The sequence below is a fragment of the Erythrobacter sp. JK5 genome (assembly GCF_018205975.1).
Taxonomy (GTDB): Bacteria; Pseudomonadota; Alphaproteobacteria; order Sphingomonadales; family Sphingomonadaceae; genus Erythrobacter.
The window spans coordinates 1,220,677-1,236,197 of the sequence record NZ_CP073577.1; the positions used below are offsets into that span (position 1 = coordinate 1,220,677).

Here is a 15,521-nt window from a genome sequence, read left to right on the forward strand (position 1 = left end):
AAAGGCCCGTTCGCGGGGCCGGATTTGTCTGGGCTGGATTTGCGCTGCCAATGGCGCGCAGCAGGAAAAATTCGCCGACGCTGCCTATTCGAAGGCGCGCTCTATCCCCATTGCCACCGGAACCCGCAGGACCTGCGGAAGCAACACGCGCCTGGGCACCGTCACGGTACGGCAACGCACACGCCGCCGGGTGTCGGCTTCCCGCACTTCGGAAGGCGCGCCGGCCTTGTCCTCGCGCGCATCGGCCGAGGCGCCGATATCGCACGTCACTTCGCTCAGCACCGACGCATGAGCCGGAGTGCCCAGCACGGCTAGGCCCGAAAGCAGGGCCAGGAAGGCAAAGAAGTGACGCGTCATCGCAACACTAAATAGGGGGTCTTGCCGCGTTCGTCCACATCCAGAAGCGAGGTAATTCTCAATCCTCGTCAGACGCCGATGGTCATTGCCGCGCAGGACTTTGCCGATTACGGCGGCCCCGACATGGACCTTCAAACCTCGCCCCTGGCTCTCCCCTTTCCCGAATTGCCGCCGATCGACGGCGTCACGCTGCGCGTCGCACGCGCACAATACAAGAGCTGGGATCGCTGCGATCTCACCTTCGTCGAGCTGACCGAAGGGACGACGGTTGCGGGTGTGTTCACGCAAAGCGCCTGCGCCTCGAGCGAGGTCGAGCTTGGCCGCAGTCAGGTCACGGCGGGCAGCGCCCGCGCGCTGGTGGTCAATGCCGGCAATTCCAATGCCTTTACCGGCTATCGCGGGCGCGAAGCGGTGGAGGCGATCATGGCGCAGGTGAGCGAGGCTCTGGGCTGCGAGCCCGCCCAGGTGTTCGTCTCCTCGACCGGGGTGATCGGCGTGCCGCTGCCGCAGGACAAGGCGCGCGCCGGTGTCGCCGCCGCGCTGTCGGCCGAGCCATGCGGCTGGCTTGATGCGGCCAATGCTATCGCCACCACCGATACTTTCGCCAAGGGAGCGCAGGCATCCGCGATGATCGGCGCAACACGCGTCGACCTCGCCGGGATTATCAAGGGTTCGGGCATGATCGCACCCGACATGGCGACGATGCTCGGCTACATCTTCACCGATGCGGCCGTGGCTCCCGCGTTCCTGCAGGAATGCCTGAACCGCGCCAATGGCGGGAGCTTCAGCTGCATCACCGTGGATGGCGACACATCGACCAGCGACACGGTGCTTGCGTTCGCGACAGGCAAGGCCGGCAATGCGCGGATCGAGAACTGGGATAGCCCCGGAGCCGACGCCTTTGCCGCCGCGCTCGCCGATATCTGCCGCCAGCTGGCGCAGCTGGTGGTGCGCGACGGCGAAGGGGCCACGAAATTCATATCCGTGCGCGTCTCCAGCGCCGTGTCCGACGAAAGCGCGCGCCGGATCGGGCTTGCCATCGCGAATTCACCGCTGGTCAAGACCGCGATCGCGGGCGAGGACGCCAACTGGGGCCGCGTCGTGATGGCAGTCGGCAAGGCGGGCGAACCGGCCGATCGCGACAGGCTCTCGATCGCGTTCGGCGACGTCTGGACCGCGCGCGACGGACTGCCGGTCGAAGATTACGACGAAACCCCCGTGGCCGATCATCTCAAGGGGCAGGAGATCGAGCTCGCGGTCGATATCGGCCTTGGCGAAGGCCGGGCTACCGTGTGGACCTGCGATCTGACGCATGGCTACATCTCGATCAACGCGGATTATCGGTCGTGACTGCGCTCGACGCCGAAATCCGCGATTTGCTGCTCTTCGCGGCGCAGCGATCGATGCTGCCGCGCTTCCGCGCGCTCGCCGACGACGAGATCGAGATGAAGGGCAAGGACGACCCCGTCACCGTGGTCGATCGCGAGATAGAGAGTTTCCTTACCGAAGCGCTGACGAAGCTCGCGCCCGGTGTCGCCGTGGTCGGCGAGGAAGCGGTTGCCGACGATGCAAGCGTGCTCGATCAGCTGACCGGCCAGTGCTGGATCATCGACCCGCTCGACGGCACGGCGAACTTCACCGAGGGGAAGCAACCCTTTGGGATCATCGTTGCCCTTGCCGATGCCGGGAAAGCGGTGGCGGGCTGGCTATACGACCCGATCAGGGACCGGCTCTGCCATGCGAAGGTAGGCGAAGGCGCGTTCGTGAATGGCGAGCGCATTGCTGCGCGGACCACCGGCCAGCAGCCGCCCGTCACCGCGGTGAGCCGGATGTTCCTGACCGAGGAGCAGGCGGCAATGGTCGATGCCAAGCTCGCGCCGCATTACACGCTGGTCGACATTCCGCGCTGCGCCGCCGAGCAGTATCCACGCCTTGCCCTTGGCGAAAACGACGTATCCAGCTTCAAGCGCACCTACCCATGGGATCACGCCGCCGGGGTGCTGTGGCTCAACGAGGCCGGCGGAAAGGCCGCGCGGCTCGATGGCAGCGAGTACCGGGTCGACGAGCACGGCAAGCCGGGGCTGGTCGGCGCGTCGAGCCCCGCCATCTGGGACGCATTCGTCGGGCGGGTCTTGGCGGAGAGGTGAGTCCCCGCGCAGGCGGGGACCTCTCAGCCGCAAACATGCTCCCGCCGGCGCGGGAGCTCACGATCGGATCAGATCTCGCTCTCGATCCATTCCTTGAGCTGGCTCTTGGGCGCAGCGCCGACCTTGCGCGCGACCGCTTCGCCGTTCTTGAACAGCACCATCAGCGGGATCGACTGCACACCGATATCGGCGGGCACGCCGGTGTTCTCCATGATGTCCATCTTGGCGATGGTCACCTTTTCGCCCAGCTCCTCGCTGATTTCCTCGAGCGCCGGGGCGATCATCTTGCACGGACCGCACCAGTCGGCCCAGAAATCGACCAGCACGGGCTTGTCGCTTTCGAGCACATCGGATTTGAAACTGGCATCGGTAACGTTGACGGTAGCCATGGCGGCGTCTCCTGTTTTGCGTTGGTCGGAACTTAGGCGGATTTGCGCTTCACTCAATATCGAGCGGCGCATAGGATTCCTGCGTCTCGCCCAATCGCTGCTTGTGCGGTGCGAGCCGGTCGGGCGAAATTTCGAACAGGCACGGCGTCTGCGTATACAGGATCGCCGCGCGAATGGCGCGGCCGGGATAGATCACCCCGAGCGCCGCCACATAGGCCGCCATCTGGCGCAGTGCAGCGGGAGGGATATCTTCTTGTCGGCGGGGCGGGCGGCGACTGGTCTTGAAATCGACCACCGTCACCGCATCGGAGGTCACCAGCAGCCGGTCGACGGTACCGGCAACGACCATCCCGTCGACCGTCGCGGCGAGCGGGACCTCGGCCAGCGCGTCGGGCGAGAAAATCACCGCAAAGCCAGGATGATCGAGCACCGCAAGCGCGCTTGCGAGCATCTCGGCACGTGCATCGGCATCGAACGCACCGCCCTGCCGATCGAGCCACGTCCGCGCCACCTCGGCCCGGGTTTCGCGCGGCACGTCGGGGAGGCGTTCGAGCAGGCGGTGGACCAGCACGCCGCGCCGAGCGGCCTGTTGCACAAGCTCGGGTGCGAGCGGCGGATCGGCGCCCTGATCCTCGCCTGCGGCGCTCGGCGCCAGCGGTCGCGGCGGGCGCGGTTCGGGGCCGATCGGGGCTGTGACCCAGCGCGGAAGATCCGGGCCGGTTTCCGACAATGTCTGGGCATCCTCACCGGACAGCGGATCGGCACGCCTGCCGATTTCGCGCCGCGCGCCCCAGATCGGGTCCGCGAGCTCATCTCCGAACAAGGGTTCGAGCCGGGCATACCAGCTGTCTTCGTGGGGGCCGTTCTTGAGGTCGCGCTTGCCCAGCGATCCGCCGATGAACAGCGCCTCTTCGGCCCGCGTCATCGCCACATAGAGCAGCCGCCAGTGCTCCTGCATCGCGCTCGCCGCCTTCGCTTCCGCTGCCGTCTTTACCGGACCCGCGCGTTCTTCCTTCTTGACCGAAGGCAGCGGGACCTTGCGGCGCTCTTGCTCGGGAGTGGCCTCGCCCAGCGGGGTCTCCCCAAGCTCGAGATCGCCGGGATCGCCCGGCTTTCCGGTCGCATCGGCGAGGATCACGATCGGCGCCTGCAATCCCTTCGACCCGTGCACGGTCATAACCCGCACCTGCCCGCCGGCATCGTCTGCATCGCGCTTCAATTCCTCGCTCGAAGCGTCGAACCATTCGATGAACGCAGCAAGGCTGGGAACGTGCGCGCTCTGATAGGCGAATGCGGTGTTGACCAGCTCGTCGATCGGATCGTTCGCCTCGCGACCCAGCCGTGAAACCAGCCTGCGCCGCCCCTGCCACGGGCCGGTGAGCAACCACGCCAGCAGCGCCTGCGGGGTCTCGAAGTCGGCCCGGGCCAGCAATTGCCCGAGCCGCGCGCACGTTTCCCGGACGAAGGGCGCGGCGTGATCGCGGAGGTGATTCCACAGCCGCACGTCGCGACCGCGCGGGACGTATTCCAGCAGGTCGTCCTGGCTCCAGCCGATCAGCGGCGATCCGAGCAAATTGGCGAGCGACAGGTCGTCGAGCGGCTGCGCGGCGAACCTCAACGCCGCCATCAGGTCCTGCACCGCCAGCGGCGCGCCGAGGCGCAGCCGGTCGACCCCGGCCACCGGCACCTTGCGCGCGTGGAGCTGCGCGACGATCTGCGCCGCGAGCGCACCGCGCTTGCGCACCAGCACCATGATATCGCCCGGTGCGGCATGGCGGCGCCTGCCGCCCTTTTCGAGCACGAAGCGCTCTTCGCCTTCGACCCAGCGCTGCACCTGCTCGGCGATCTTGCCAGCCAGCACGGTCTCGTGGGCGGGCAGCCAGTCGCGTTCCTGCGCTTCGTCTTCCTCCGGATCGAGCGTTTCTGCGGTCACCGGCGTCCACAACGTGACCAGTCCGGCGCGCTCGTCGCCTTCGTGCGGAGCGGGTGGATCGGGCAGGCCGAAGGCATCGTGCCCGAGCGTTTCGATCGCGCGGTTGACGAAGGCCAGCACCGGCTGCGACGTCCGGAACGACCGCCCGAGATCGAGCTCCTCCCAATTGGGGATCAGCCGATTGGCGCGCAGCTGCGACGCGTTCTCGCGCGCATCCATGATCCGTTGGCGGATCTTGATCTTGGCGCGCTCGTAATTCTCCGGACTGGTCCCCTGGAATCCGAAAATCGCCTGCTTGTAATCGCCGACCGTGAAGATGGTGCGCAGCTTGTCCCCCGCCGCGCCCTCGCCGCTGAAGAAATCGTCGATCAGCGCATCGACGATGTCCCATTGCGCGCGATTGGTATCCTGCGCTTCGTCGATCAGGATGTGATCGAATTGCCGATCGAGCTTGTAGCGAATCCAGTCGGACGCGATGCTGCCGTTGAGCAAGGCGGCCGCCTTGCGGATCAGGTCGTTGAAGTCGAGCAGCCCGTCGCGCCGCTTCGCCTCCTCCCAGCGCAGCCAGAACGCCCGCCCGAGCTCGAGCGCGTGAGTGAGGAGATCGGCGAGGTCGAGCAGGGCTTGGTGCTCAGAATAGATCGCTACCGCTTCGGCAACTTCCTGCTGCCGATTTATGAACTCAGGATCGTGCTTGGTAACAAATCTGATTTTTCCGTTGGGAAGCCCATCTGCATTGAGGACGGTTCCGAGGAGGCATGGAAGGCCCTGAGAACGGTCGGCCTTTCCAATGGCTAGCCATTCCCGAATAGCAGCCAGGGCCTTCAATCCATCTTTCTTTCCCCATTCTTCAAGCGGGCCGATCATCGCCTGAAGTTGATGGTCGGGGAACGTCGCAGGTTCGAGCAATCGGCTCGCCCAATTGTCATCGGCATCGGCCGGCATTTCAAGCAAAGTATGCACCCGCGGTCGCATCGGGGGCTGCCACGCGCCGGTCCCTTCCCACATCTCGGCCTGGCTGGCGCAGCGCATCAGCCAGCCGCGCAGCGCGCCCGGTTCCTTGCGCGTGGTGAACATCTCGACCGCATCGAGCACCGCCGCATCGCCGCGCGTGTCGGCGTCGTCGAGCATGTCGGCGAGGACTTCGCGCGCCAGCAATTCGCGCTCGCGATCCTCCATCGGCCGCGCTCCCGGCATCAGATCGGCTTCCTCGGGGAAATTGGCGAGCAGCCATTGCGAGAAGGCATGGATCGTATCGATTCTGAGGCCGCCGCCGGGGCAATCGAGCACGCTTGCGAACAGCGTTCGGGCGCGCTCGCGCACCGCGTCGGTCTGCTCCGCCCCCAGATCGCCGAGTTCCCTGAACAGCTTGGTGTCGTCCAGCCGCACCCAGCGCGCCAGCACCGCGTTGATGCGATTGGCCATCTCCGCCGCGCCAGCCTTGGTAAAGGTCAGACACAGGATTTCGGACGGTTTGACGTCGGGCCTCAGCAAAAGCCGCAGCACCCGCGCGGACAGCACCTGCGTCTTGCCCGTTCCCGCGGAGGCCGAAAGCCAGACATTGTCGCGCGGATCGACTGCGCGGCGCTGGTTTCCCTCCAGCGGAAAGACGAGGCCCGAACCGGAGCTGCTCATGTCGGATCCCCCCGCGTCCCTGACGCGGTCGCCTCGGCAATCCATTCTTCCAGCCGCATCAGCTGGTCATAATCGGTGTAGCCCGGATAGTCGGGATTTTCCTTGGCGGTGAACGGATCGCGACCGTTGATGAAGCGGCGGATCGCTTTGCCCAGCTTTTCCTCGTGCGCGGGAAGGAAGCGGTCGGGATCGAGCCCGGTGTTCTTTCGGTCGACCTTCAGGGGCTTGTCAATGAAACCGAATTTGCCGTCCTTGCGACAGCGCGCCAGGGACCAGTATTCGAACCCTGTCGCCTCGCCGCTGATCGATGCCCCGTCCGCCTTGAAGCTGCCGTCGCGCGCGATCAGTCCGAGCACGCCGAGTTGCAGGGCATACCCGGCTTCGACCTGCCTCGCAGTGGGCGGTGTGCCGGTCTTGTAATCGACGATCGCAAGCGAACCGTCGGCCAGTCGGTCGATCCGGTCGGCGCGGCCGCTGACGCGAACTCCGTCAAACACGATGCTGCCCTTGGTTTCCGTCGCGACAACCGTGCGCCCCTGCTCGCGCGCTTCGTCGATCCATCGCTCGAACCGCTCGAGCGCCGCGACGATCCGGGGTCGCCACAGGCCCCAGAACAGCGGATGGACCTCTGCCGCGCGCAGTTTGGCCTCTGCGAAGGGGCGGATCGCGAGGTCGGGCTGCTCCACCCTTGCCTTATGCCAGGCATCAAGGATGTCGTGCACCAGCGTTCCGCGCAAGGCGGCGTCGTCGAACGGATCCGCAGCCAGCGGATCGAGCCTGTCCAGCCGCAGGATTTTCTGCGCGTAGAACTGGTACGGATCGCCCAGCAGGCGATCGAGCGCGGTGGCGCTTATTTCGGTCTGTCGGAGCTCCGGCGCTGGGTCGGGCGCGGGCCGAGGATAGGGTTCCGCCTTGGGCGGCGCGCGGTCGAGCTGCGGCAGGATCGCCGGAATGCGCTCCTCGCGGTGATCCGTGGCCAGATCGCCCAGCAGCGCTTCGACCCGCAGCAGGAATCGCGAAGGCCGCGTCGGCCCGTCGGCATCGCGCTGCGCCCGGCTCAGCACAACTTCGGGCGCGCCCATCGCCCCCGCGAGATCGTGCGCCGAAAGACCGATCCGGAACTCCGCACCGGGCACGCCGAGCGCGCGCAACACGCCCGGTGCCAGCAGGGCGTCCGGCGCCGGTGCCTGCGGCCAGCTGCCTTCGTTGAGGCCGCCGCAGACAACCAGGTCGGCGCGCGTCATGCGGCTTTCGAGCAGGCCGTAGATCGCCACGCGCGGGTGCCCGCCATAGGGGGGGCGAACGGCAATCTCGTCCATCGCGTCGCGCAGCACCCCGGCGAGGTCGCGCGGCTCGATCATCGTTCCGACGTCGCGGGCGTGGAGGCGAAGGTCCTCGACCATTGCCGCCAGCGCCCGTCCATCCTCGCGCGCCCACACCGCCTCGCCGGCGAGCGTTTCGGTCGCGACGACCACCGCGTCGATCAGGCTCGCGAAGGGCAGCGCATGGCTGTCGAAAAGCAGCGGCTCGACGACCGCTTCGACCGCCTGCCACCACTCGGCGAGCTCAGCCTTCGCGGCCACCCGCCGCAGCGGCGCGAGACCCGGTGGAGGCGTGGGCCCACGCAGCGCGCGGTCGAATGTGCGCAGCGCGCGCAGCCACGCCGCCCGCTTCTCCCCGTCCTGCGAATGGACCAGCGGATGCGCGAGCAATGCAATCAGCCCGGCCGGCGGCAGACCATGCGAGACAATCTCCGCCAACAGAGCCAGCAACCGTCCGGCGGGTGTCAGCGACAAGGCGCGCCCGGCGGAATCGTCTGCGGCGATGTTCCAGCGCTCGAGGTGCTGCACCACGCGGCGCGCAAGCGCACGGTCGGCGGTCACCACCGCCACGCGCTTTTCAGGCTCCTCCAGTGCCTCTCGCACCAGCAATGCTATCGCCTGCGCCTCTTCCTCGCCGGTCGCGCTCGTCAGCAGGCGCACGCCGGACAAACGGCGATTGTCGGGGCCCAGGTGGACCCATGTCTGGCTCGCCTGCGGCGGCAGGAACAGCGAACTGATCGCGCGGCTGCGATCGGGCTCCGAAGCGGACGCACCCTTGCGGTGCCAGGGGCGGACTTCCTCGCGGGCGATGCCCATGCGGCCCAGCAGCAGCTTGAGGTGATATTGCGGATGGGTCAGCGCATCGCCCTGCGCAAACACGGTCTCGCCCGGTTCGGGAGCCATTCCCGCCCGGCCCAACTCGTCCCACGCTGCCTTGTCCATCGCGAGGTCGAGATCGGGCAGGATCACCGCGCCACGAGGCAGGTTGGCAATCGCGCGCAGCATCCGCGCCAGCGCCGGCGCGGCGCTGGTAACCCCCGCGGCCACGATCGGGGTCGGGGGCGGATTGGCACGCCAGCGCGCTGTGGCACGGTCGAACAACAAATTGCGCCGGGTCGCCGCATCGACTTCGCCCCGATCACCGAGCGTGAACTGCCAGCGCGTATGGACCTGTGCGAACAGCCGGATCGAGTCTTCCCAATGCCTGGCGAGGTTGGGAGCCAGATCGAGCACCCTGGGGTCGATCAGGTCGCCCGGCGACTTCTCCTCGACCAGCAACCGGTCGATCGTGCGCGCGATGTCGCGCGCCATCCGCAACCGCGCGGCTCCGGGAAGCGGTGGCTTGCCCTGCGCGGCCATGGCCTCATCGAGCAGGTCGGCAAGTTCGAGCCAGCGCCGCGTCGGTTCGACCGCCGGAGGGACATCAGTTGCGCCGAGCGGGTCAAGCAGGTTGCCCAGTGCCTCGTCGAGATCGAGGTCGCCGACGGTGACCATGCGGGGCCTCAGCAGGCCCGTGTCGCCCGAATGGCGGATAAACGCATCGGCTAGGGTGCGCGCGGCACGGCTGCTGGGCACCAGCAGCGTGAGCCGCGCCAGTCCCAGCTCCCCCTCGGAATAGCGCGGCACTAGCCCTGCGACGAGCGCATCGGCAAAGCCGCGATGCGCAGCGATCGAATAGATGCTGGGGGCGGCGGCCTCAGCCACGCTCGATCGCGTCTTCGGTGGGCTTGATCGCGTCCGGCGTTCCGACTTCGAACCATCGCCCGGTGAACGACAGGCCGAACAGCCGGTCTTCCTCGATCGCACGGTTCCACAGGATGTTGGTCGAGAACTTGCCCTCCGGCGCGTTACGCAGCAGCCGGTGCGAGATCAGCTGGATGCCGGTGTAGATGAACGGAGCGATGCGGCCCGAACTGCGGCGCGAAAGCCTCCCTCGCGGGTCCATGTGGAAATCGCCTGGCCCGTTGAAGTTGCTCGCGCGTGCGTGCGACACCACCAGAAGCAGTGCGTCCATTTCTTTCGGGTTCCAGCGCGCGGACAGGTCGGCAAAGGCGTCCCGCGGGCCTTCGAGCCAGATATTGTCGGCGTTGAGGCAGAAGAACGGATCGGGCAAATGATCCCGCGCCTTGATCAGTCCGCCGCCCGTTTCGAGCAGTTCCGCCCGCTCGTCGGAGATCAGGACCTGGGGGTGCGCGCGCTCGAGCACATGCGCTTCGAGCGCGTCGGCGAGATAATGCACGTTGACGACCGCGCGGGCGACGCCGGCTTCGGCCAGCCGATCGAGCGCGTGATCGATCAGCGGCTTGCCCGAAACCCGCACCAGCGGCTTGGGCATGGTCGCGGTGAGCGGGCGCATGCGCTTGCCGAGGCCCGCAGCCATCACCATCGCGGTGTCGCTCGCCAGCTTGCTCACGCGACCTTGCCCCCGCCCGATCTGCGCAATTCGTCGGGGACATTGGCGGCGAACCATTGCGCCACCGGCTCCAGCGCCGGGTGCGCCAGATCGCGCTCCATGGCCGTCCAGACCCGCGGGATGAAATCGAGGTAGCGCGGCTTGCCGTCGCGTTTGTGGAGCCGCGAGAAGATGCCGACGATCTTGGCATTGCGCTGCGCGCCGAGCCGCGCATAATCCGCCGCAAAGTCGCCATCGACCTCGACACGGTCGCAATAGCGCGCCAGCATCGCCGCCTCGAGCTCTTCCGAAACGTCGCGCCGGGCATCCTGCAACAGCGAGACCAGATCGTAGGCCGGGTGCCCGACCAGCGCGTCCTGAAAATCGATCAGCCCCTGCGGCGCGCGCCGGGCGGGGTCGCCCAGCAGCATGATGTTTTCCGCGTGGTAATCGCGCAGCACCGTCACACCGTTGCGCTGGCGCGGCATCATCGGAGCCAGCGCGGCATCCCATGCTTCGCCGTAACCCGCAACATCCACGTCCAGTCCCCGCGCCGGGCAATACCATTCGGTGAACAGCCCCGCCTCGCGCTGATAGGTCGGCATGTCGTAATCGGCAAACGGCCCCGCCGGTCGACCATGCAGTTCGACCAGCGTATCGATCGCGCCTTCATAGGCCGGCACCTCGCGGTCGGGGTGCGCGTCTAGCCAGTCGCGCATCCGGTCATCGCCGAAATCCTCGAGCAGCACCCAGCCTTTGGCGGGATCGGCAGCGAATATCTCGGGCGCGCGCATCCCGTGTCGGTTGAGCCAGTCCGCGACCTTGAGGAACGGTTCGGGGTCCTCGTGCGGCGGCGGGGCGTGCATCAGCATCGCGCGCGACCGGTCGGGGCGGCGCACGCGGAAATAGCGGCGGAACGAGGCATCGCCCGGAATGGGATCGACCGCCGCGCCGCCCCATCCCGCTTCGGCGAGAAATTCCTGCAACCCTTCGGGAAGTTCGCTCATGGTGCGCGCCCTACCCAATCCGTGCCGGGATTCGCAATCGCAACCCGCCCCTCGTCCGCATTTTCCAGCCGGATCGACAGGCAGCCCGGTTCGTGGCCGAACCCGCCCGCGTTTTCGGGCCATTCGGCGATCAGCGCCGCCCCCTCGCGATATTCGTCGAGCCCCAGCTCCACCAGCTCGGCGAGTGTCTCGATCCGGTAGAAATCCGCGTGCACGACAGGCACTGCGAGCGGCGGGGCGTCATAGGTCTCGATGATGGTGAAGGTTGGTGACGGCACTTCGCCCTCGTACCCGAGAGCGGCAATTATCGCGCGCGCCAGCGTGGTCTTGCCCGCGCCGAGCGCGCCGGACAACGCCACCACGTCGCCCGCGCGCAGCTTTGCGGCGATTGCGGCTCCATAGCGCGCCATGGCGGCGAGATCGGGCAGGTCGGTTTTCGTCATGGCAGGCGGATGATCGCGGCGGTGCCGACGCCTTCCTCGCTGGTCAGTTCCAGCTCACCGCCGTGCGCCTCGATCAGCTGGCGGGCGAGCGGAATGCCCAAACCCTGCCGCCGCTCGATCGCGCCATCCTCGCCCGTGCGCACACCATCGAGCGCGCGCCCGAGCTCATCTTCGGTCATCCCACTGCCGTTGTCGGAAATGACGAACTCGGCGGACCAGCGCCCGTCGCCGGGGTTCAGGATTTCCATCAGGATCTTGCCGTCCTGCGGGGTCCCGGCGATCGCGTTGTCCAGCAGTGCGCCGACGGCGCGGCCCAGCTGGCGCGGGTCGGCTTCGAGCGTGCGCCCTCGCCGCCCCTTGAGATCGAGGGCGAGGCCGGACTCGATGATCGCCTGCTCGCGCTCGCGCACGACCTTGGTCAGGAACCCGAGCAGGTCGATTTCTTCCTTGTAGATCGGCAGCAGTCCGGCTTCGCTCTGCGACAGGTCGAGCACGTTTTCGACCTGTTCGGTAAGCCGCGCGACCGATGCCAGGATCGCATCGACATATTCGCCGCCCTGTTCGCCCAGCTCGCCCGCCGCGCCGCCCTTGAGCAGCTCGGCATATCCGCCGATGGTGGTGAGCGGGGTGCGAAATTCGTAGGACATGTTGGCAAGGAAACGCGCTTTGACCGCGTCGGCCTCCTCGAGCGCGACGGCGCGATCGCGCAGCGCCTTTTCGGCCTTTTGCGAGTCGGTGATGTCGAGCACCGTGAGCAGCCCGTTGCCATCGGGCAGCGGCACCCCGGCGAATTGCAGCGTTCGCCCGTCGGCCAGTTCGACCCGCCCGACCTCTTCGTGCCGGTCGAGCGTCGCGGCGCGCACGACCGCACCAATCTGCGCCGCATCGCGGGGGTTCCTGAGGTTCTGCCCGATCGCCTCGAGCAGCCCGTCGGCGCTGGGATGCGTATCGAGGAATTCGGCAGGCAGACCCCAGGTCCCGGCAAAACTGCGGTTCCACAATTGCACCGAACCATCCGGCGCGAATATCGCCAACGCCTCGAACAGGCTGTCGAGCGTCGCGGTGCGAGTCCGCAACAGCGTATCGCGCGTGGCCGACAGCGCGAGGCTTTCGGTGCGATCCTCGGCGATCATCACCAGACCGCCATCGGGCATCGGCTGCGCGACGATCCGCAGGTGTGTACCACCGGGAAGCGGCCACGCCTCTTCCTGGGCCTCGCGCTCGCCGAACCATTCGACATGCTCGGCCCGCCATTCCGGAAAGTCGCGCACTTCGGGGGTTTTGCCGCGCTCGCGCGAATCGGCAAGGAATCGCTCGAACGACAGACGCTGCTCGATCATTTCGCCGGTCACGTCGAAGGTGCGGCGAAACGGGCGGTTGGCAAAGGTCAGGCGTTCATCCGAATCGAACAGCGCAACCCCGACCGAAAGCTGGTCGAGCATCGCGCGCTGGGCCTCGCGGAAGGCACGGAACTCACGGCGCTCCTGCTGCTGCTCCTCGATATCGATCGCGTATCCGGCGACCCCCTCGCGGCCGAGCGGCAATTCGCTGACCCTGAGGCTGCGTCGGGACCCGTGCAACGTCGAGGCGACCGTCCGTTCGGCCTCCTCCTGCGCTTCGAGCGTCGCCCGGGCAATGTCGGCAGGCGTGCGCCCATCTTCGGCTTCGAGCAGTTCGATCTGGTCGGCCACGACCTGTTCAGCACTGTCGGCACCGACCGCTTCGACATAGGCATGATTGACCAGCTGCAGGCGCATGTCGCGCCCGCGAAACCACATCGGCGTCGGCGCGGCCTCGATCAGCCCTACCAGCGCGGCGAAGTCTCCTTCGGCCCGCGCGGCGGCGGCGCGCAGCCGCGATAGCTCGTCCTCGCTTTCGGAAAAATCGAACACCCACACCAGCGCCGCACCACCGGGCGAAACCTGCGGATCGGCCAGCGCTCCCTGCATTGCCAGACTGCGACTCGATCCCGGAGGGGTCAGCGCCAGCTGGAACGGTGCCGCGGTCTTTTGCGTTACCCTCACCTTTTCGGTCAGCTCCGCGAGCTGCTGCGCGGACAAGCCGACGCCTTCTCCGCCATCGAGTTCGCTGAGGTATCCGGGCATCGTTTCGAAACCGAGCCAGCGTGCCAGCCGCTCGGACCCGTCGATCCTCCCATCGACGCGCACCAGCATCGGCACGGCCGGGGCGACGTCGAGCATATGCTGCATGCGCTTCTGCGAGGTTTGCAGCGCCTTCATCCGCCGCGCCTTGGCGTTGGCGCGCAACATCGCCAACGCCGCGCCGACCGTCCAGGCGGCCAGCACGAGGCCGATCAGGGCCAGCGCGGTCGGAGTGAGTTCCATGCACCACCAGCTATGCCGCGGACTGTCGCGATGCAACGGCCCGCAAAGAGAAAGCCCCCGCAGATGCGAGGGCTTTCAGGTGATTGGAGCGAGCGGCGCCCGCGTTCGCGGGAACCGAAACCGATCAGTAGCGGTAATGATCCGGCTTGAACGGCCCTTCCTGCGGCACGCCGATATAGTCGGCCTGCTTCCGCGAAAGCTGGGTCAGCTGGACGCCGAGCTTGTCGAGGTGGAGCGCGGCGACCTTTTCGTCGAGGTGCTTGGGCAGGACATAGACGTCATTCTCGTACTCGTCCGACTTGGTGAACAGTTCGATCTGGGCGAGCGTCTGGTTGGTGAAGCTGGCGCTCATGACGAAGCTCGGGTGGCCGGTGGCGCAGCCGAGGTTGACCAGGCGACCCTTGGCAAGGATCAGCAGGTTCTTGCCATCGGGCAATGTCACCATGTCGGTGCCTTCCTTGATTTCCTTCCAGTCGTAATTGTCGAGCGCGGAAATCTGGATCTCGCTGTCGAAGTGGCCGATGTTGCACACGATCGCCATGTTTTTCATGTTCTTCATGTGCTCGCCGGTGATCACGTCTTCGTTGCCGGTCGCGGTGACGAAGATGTCGGCGCGCTTGCACGCTTCTTCCATCGAGACGACCTCAAAGCCGTCCATCGCCGCCTGCAACGCGCAGATCGGGTCGATTTCGGTGACCATGACGCGCGCGCCGCCGTCGCGCAGCGACGCTGCCGAGCCTTTGCCGACGTCGCCGTAACCAGCGACGCAGGCAACCTTGCCGGCCAGCATGACGTCGGTCGCGCGGCGTATCGCATCGACCAGCGATTCCTTGCAGCCATACAGGTTGTCGAACTTCGACTTGGTCACGCTGTCGTTCACGTTGATCGCCGGGAACGGCAGCTTGCCCTGCTTGGCGATCTGGTAAAGGCGCATGACGCCGGTGGTGGTCTCTTCCGACACGCCCTTGATCGCCTTGACCGAACGGGTGAGATAACCCGGCTTCGCGGCGACATAGGCCTTCAGCGCGCGCTGGAATTCGATTTCCTCGGCATTGGCCGGGGCCGGCATTTCCTCGCCCGCTTCGATGCGGGCGCCCCACAGCGCGAACATCGTGGCATCGCCACCATCGTCGAGGATCATGTTGGCGGTCTGATCGGGATCGGACTCGGTCGCCCAATCGAAGATGCGGCCGACATAGTCCCAATAATCGGCCAGCGTTTCCCCCTTGATCGCGAACACCGGGATGCCCTGATCCGCGATGGCAGCGGCGGCATGGTCCTGGGTCGAGAAGATGTTGCAGGTGGCCCAGCGCACGTCTGCGCCGAGCGCGACGAGCGTCTCGATCAGCACCGCGGTCTGGATCGTCATGTGCAGCGATCCGGTGATCCGCGCGCCTTTCAGCGGCTGCGCAGCGCCGTATTCCTCGCGCAGGGCCATCAGGCCCGGCATTTCGGTTTCGGCGATGGCGATCTCGTCGCGACCATATTGCGCGAGACCGATGTCCTTGATGATATATTCGTGTTCGAGAGCTGCGGTGGCCACGGGGTTGT

11 protein-coding genes are annotated in these 15,521 nt (G+C 66.8%); 2 read left to right on the top strand and 9 right to left on the bottom strand.

The genetic code is table 11. The features are described from left to right. Positions 1–84: 84 nt before the first annotated feature. Complete coding sequence (locus KDC96_RS05970) at positions 85–357, bottom strand: hypothetical protein (protein WP_212451517.1); 273 nt, start codon at positions 355–357, stop codon at positions 85–87. A 123-nt stretch (positions 358–480) separates the two neighbouring features. On the opposite strand from KDC96_RS05970, the gene argJ reads away from it, so the two are divergent. Both argJ and KDC96_RS05980 read left to right on the top strand, forming a co-directional pair. Further along, positions 481–1,707, top strand: a complete 1,227-nt coding sequence (argJ, locus tag KDC96_RS05975; protein WP_212452448.1) for a bifunctional glutamate N-acetyltransferase/amino-acid acetyltransferase ArgJ — start codon at positions 481–483, stop codon at positions 1,705–1,707. Next, entirely contained in the window at positions 1,704–2,504 is an 801-nt protein-coding gene (locus KDC96_RS05980) for an inositol monophosphatase family protein (protein WP_249171941.1), read from the top strand. The genes argJ and KDC96_RS05980 overlap by 4 nt, the downstream gene beginning before the upstream one ends. A gap of 68 nt (positions 2,505–2,572) precedes the next feature. Here the strand turns inward: KDC96_RS05980 and trxA are convergent, their stop codons facing one another. From trxA to ahcY, 8 genes are all read right to left on the bottom strand, one after another. Then, entirely contained in the window at positions 2,573–2,893 is a 321-nt protein-coding gene (trxA, locus tag KDC96_RS05985; RefSeq protein ID WP_212451519.1) for a thioredoxin, read from the bottom strand. A 49-nt stretch (positions 2,894–2,942) separates the two neighbouring features. After that, positions 2,943–6,461 carry a double-strand break repair helicase AddA gene (gene addA, locus KDC96_RS05990; protein ID WP_212451522.1) on the bottom strand — a complete coding sequence of 1,173 codons (3,519 nt, stop codon included), beginning with the start codon at positions 6,459–6,461 and terminating at the stop codon, positions 2,943–2,945. Next, a complete protein-coding gene (addB, locus tag KDC96_RS05995; protein ID WP_212451524.1) occupies positions 6,458–9,487 on the bottom strand; it encodes a double-strand break repair protein AddB in 3,030 nt (1,009 codons plus the stop codon). Before addB ends, addA begins: the two co-directional genes overlap by 4 nt. Then, positions 9,480–10,196, bottom strand: coding sequence for a nucleotidyltransferase family protein (locus tag KDC96_RS06000; protein ID WP_249171942.1), 717 nt, complete (start codon positions 10,194–10,196; stop codon positions 9,480–9,482). The genes addB and KDC96_RS06000 overlap by 8 nt, the downstream gene beginning before the upstream one ends. Then, complete coding sequence (locus KDC96_RS06005; RefSeq protein WP_212451528.1) at positions 10,193–11,182, bottom strand: aminoglycoside phosphotransferase family protein; 990 nt, start codon at positions 11,180–11,182, stop codon at positions 10,193–10,195. The genes KDC96_RS06000 and KDC96_RS06005 overlap by 4 nt, the downstream gene beginning before the upstream one ends. Beyond that, positions 11,179–11,625: a tRNA (adenosine(37)-N6)-threonylcarbamoyltransferase complex ATPase subunit type 1 TsaE gene (gene tsaE, locus KDC96_RS06010; RefSeq protein WP_212451529.1), complete on the bottom strand. Its 447-nt coding sequence runs from the start codon at positions 11,623–11,625 to the stop codon at positions 11,179–11,181. The genes KDC96_RS06005 and tsaE overlap by 4 nt, the downstream gene beginning before the upstream one ends. Beyond that, a complete protein-coding gene (locus tag KDC96_RS06015; RefSeq protein ID WP_212451531.1) occupies positions 11,622–13,970 on the bottom strand; it encodes a PAS domain-containing sensor histidine kinase in 2,349 nt (782 codons plus the stop codon). The genes tsaE and KDC96_RS06015 overlap by 4 nt, the downstream gene beginning before the upstream one ends. 124 nt (positions 13,971–14,094) lie before the next feature. Next, entirely contained in the window at positions 14,095–15,513 is a 1,419-nt protein-coding gene (gene ahcY, locus KDC96_RS06020; RefSeq protein WP_212451533.1) for an adenosylhomocysteinase, read from the bottom strand. Positions 15,514–15,521: the final 8 nt, after the last annotated feature.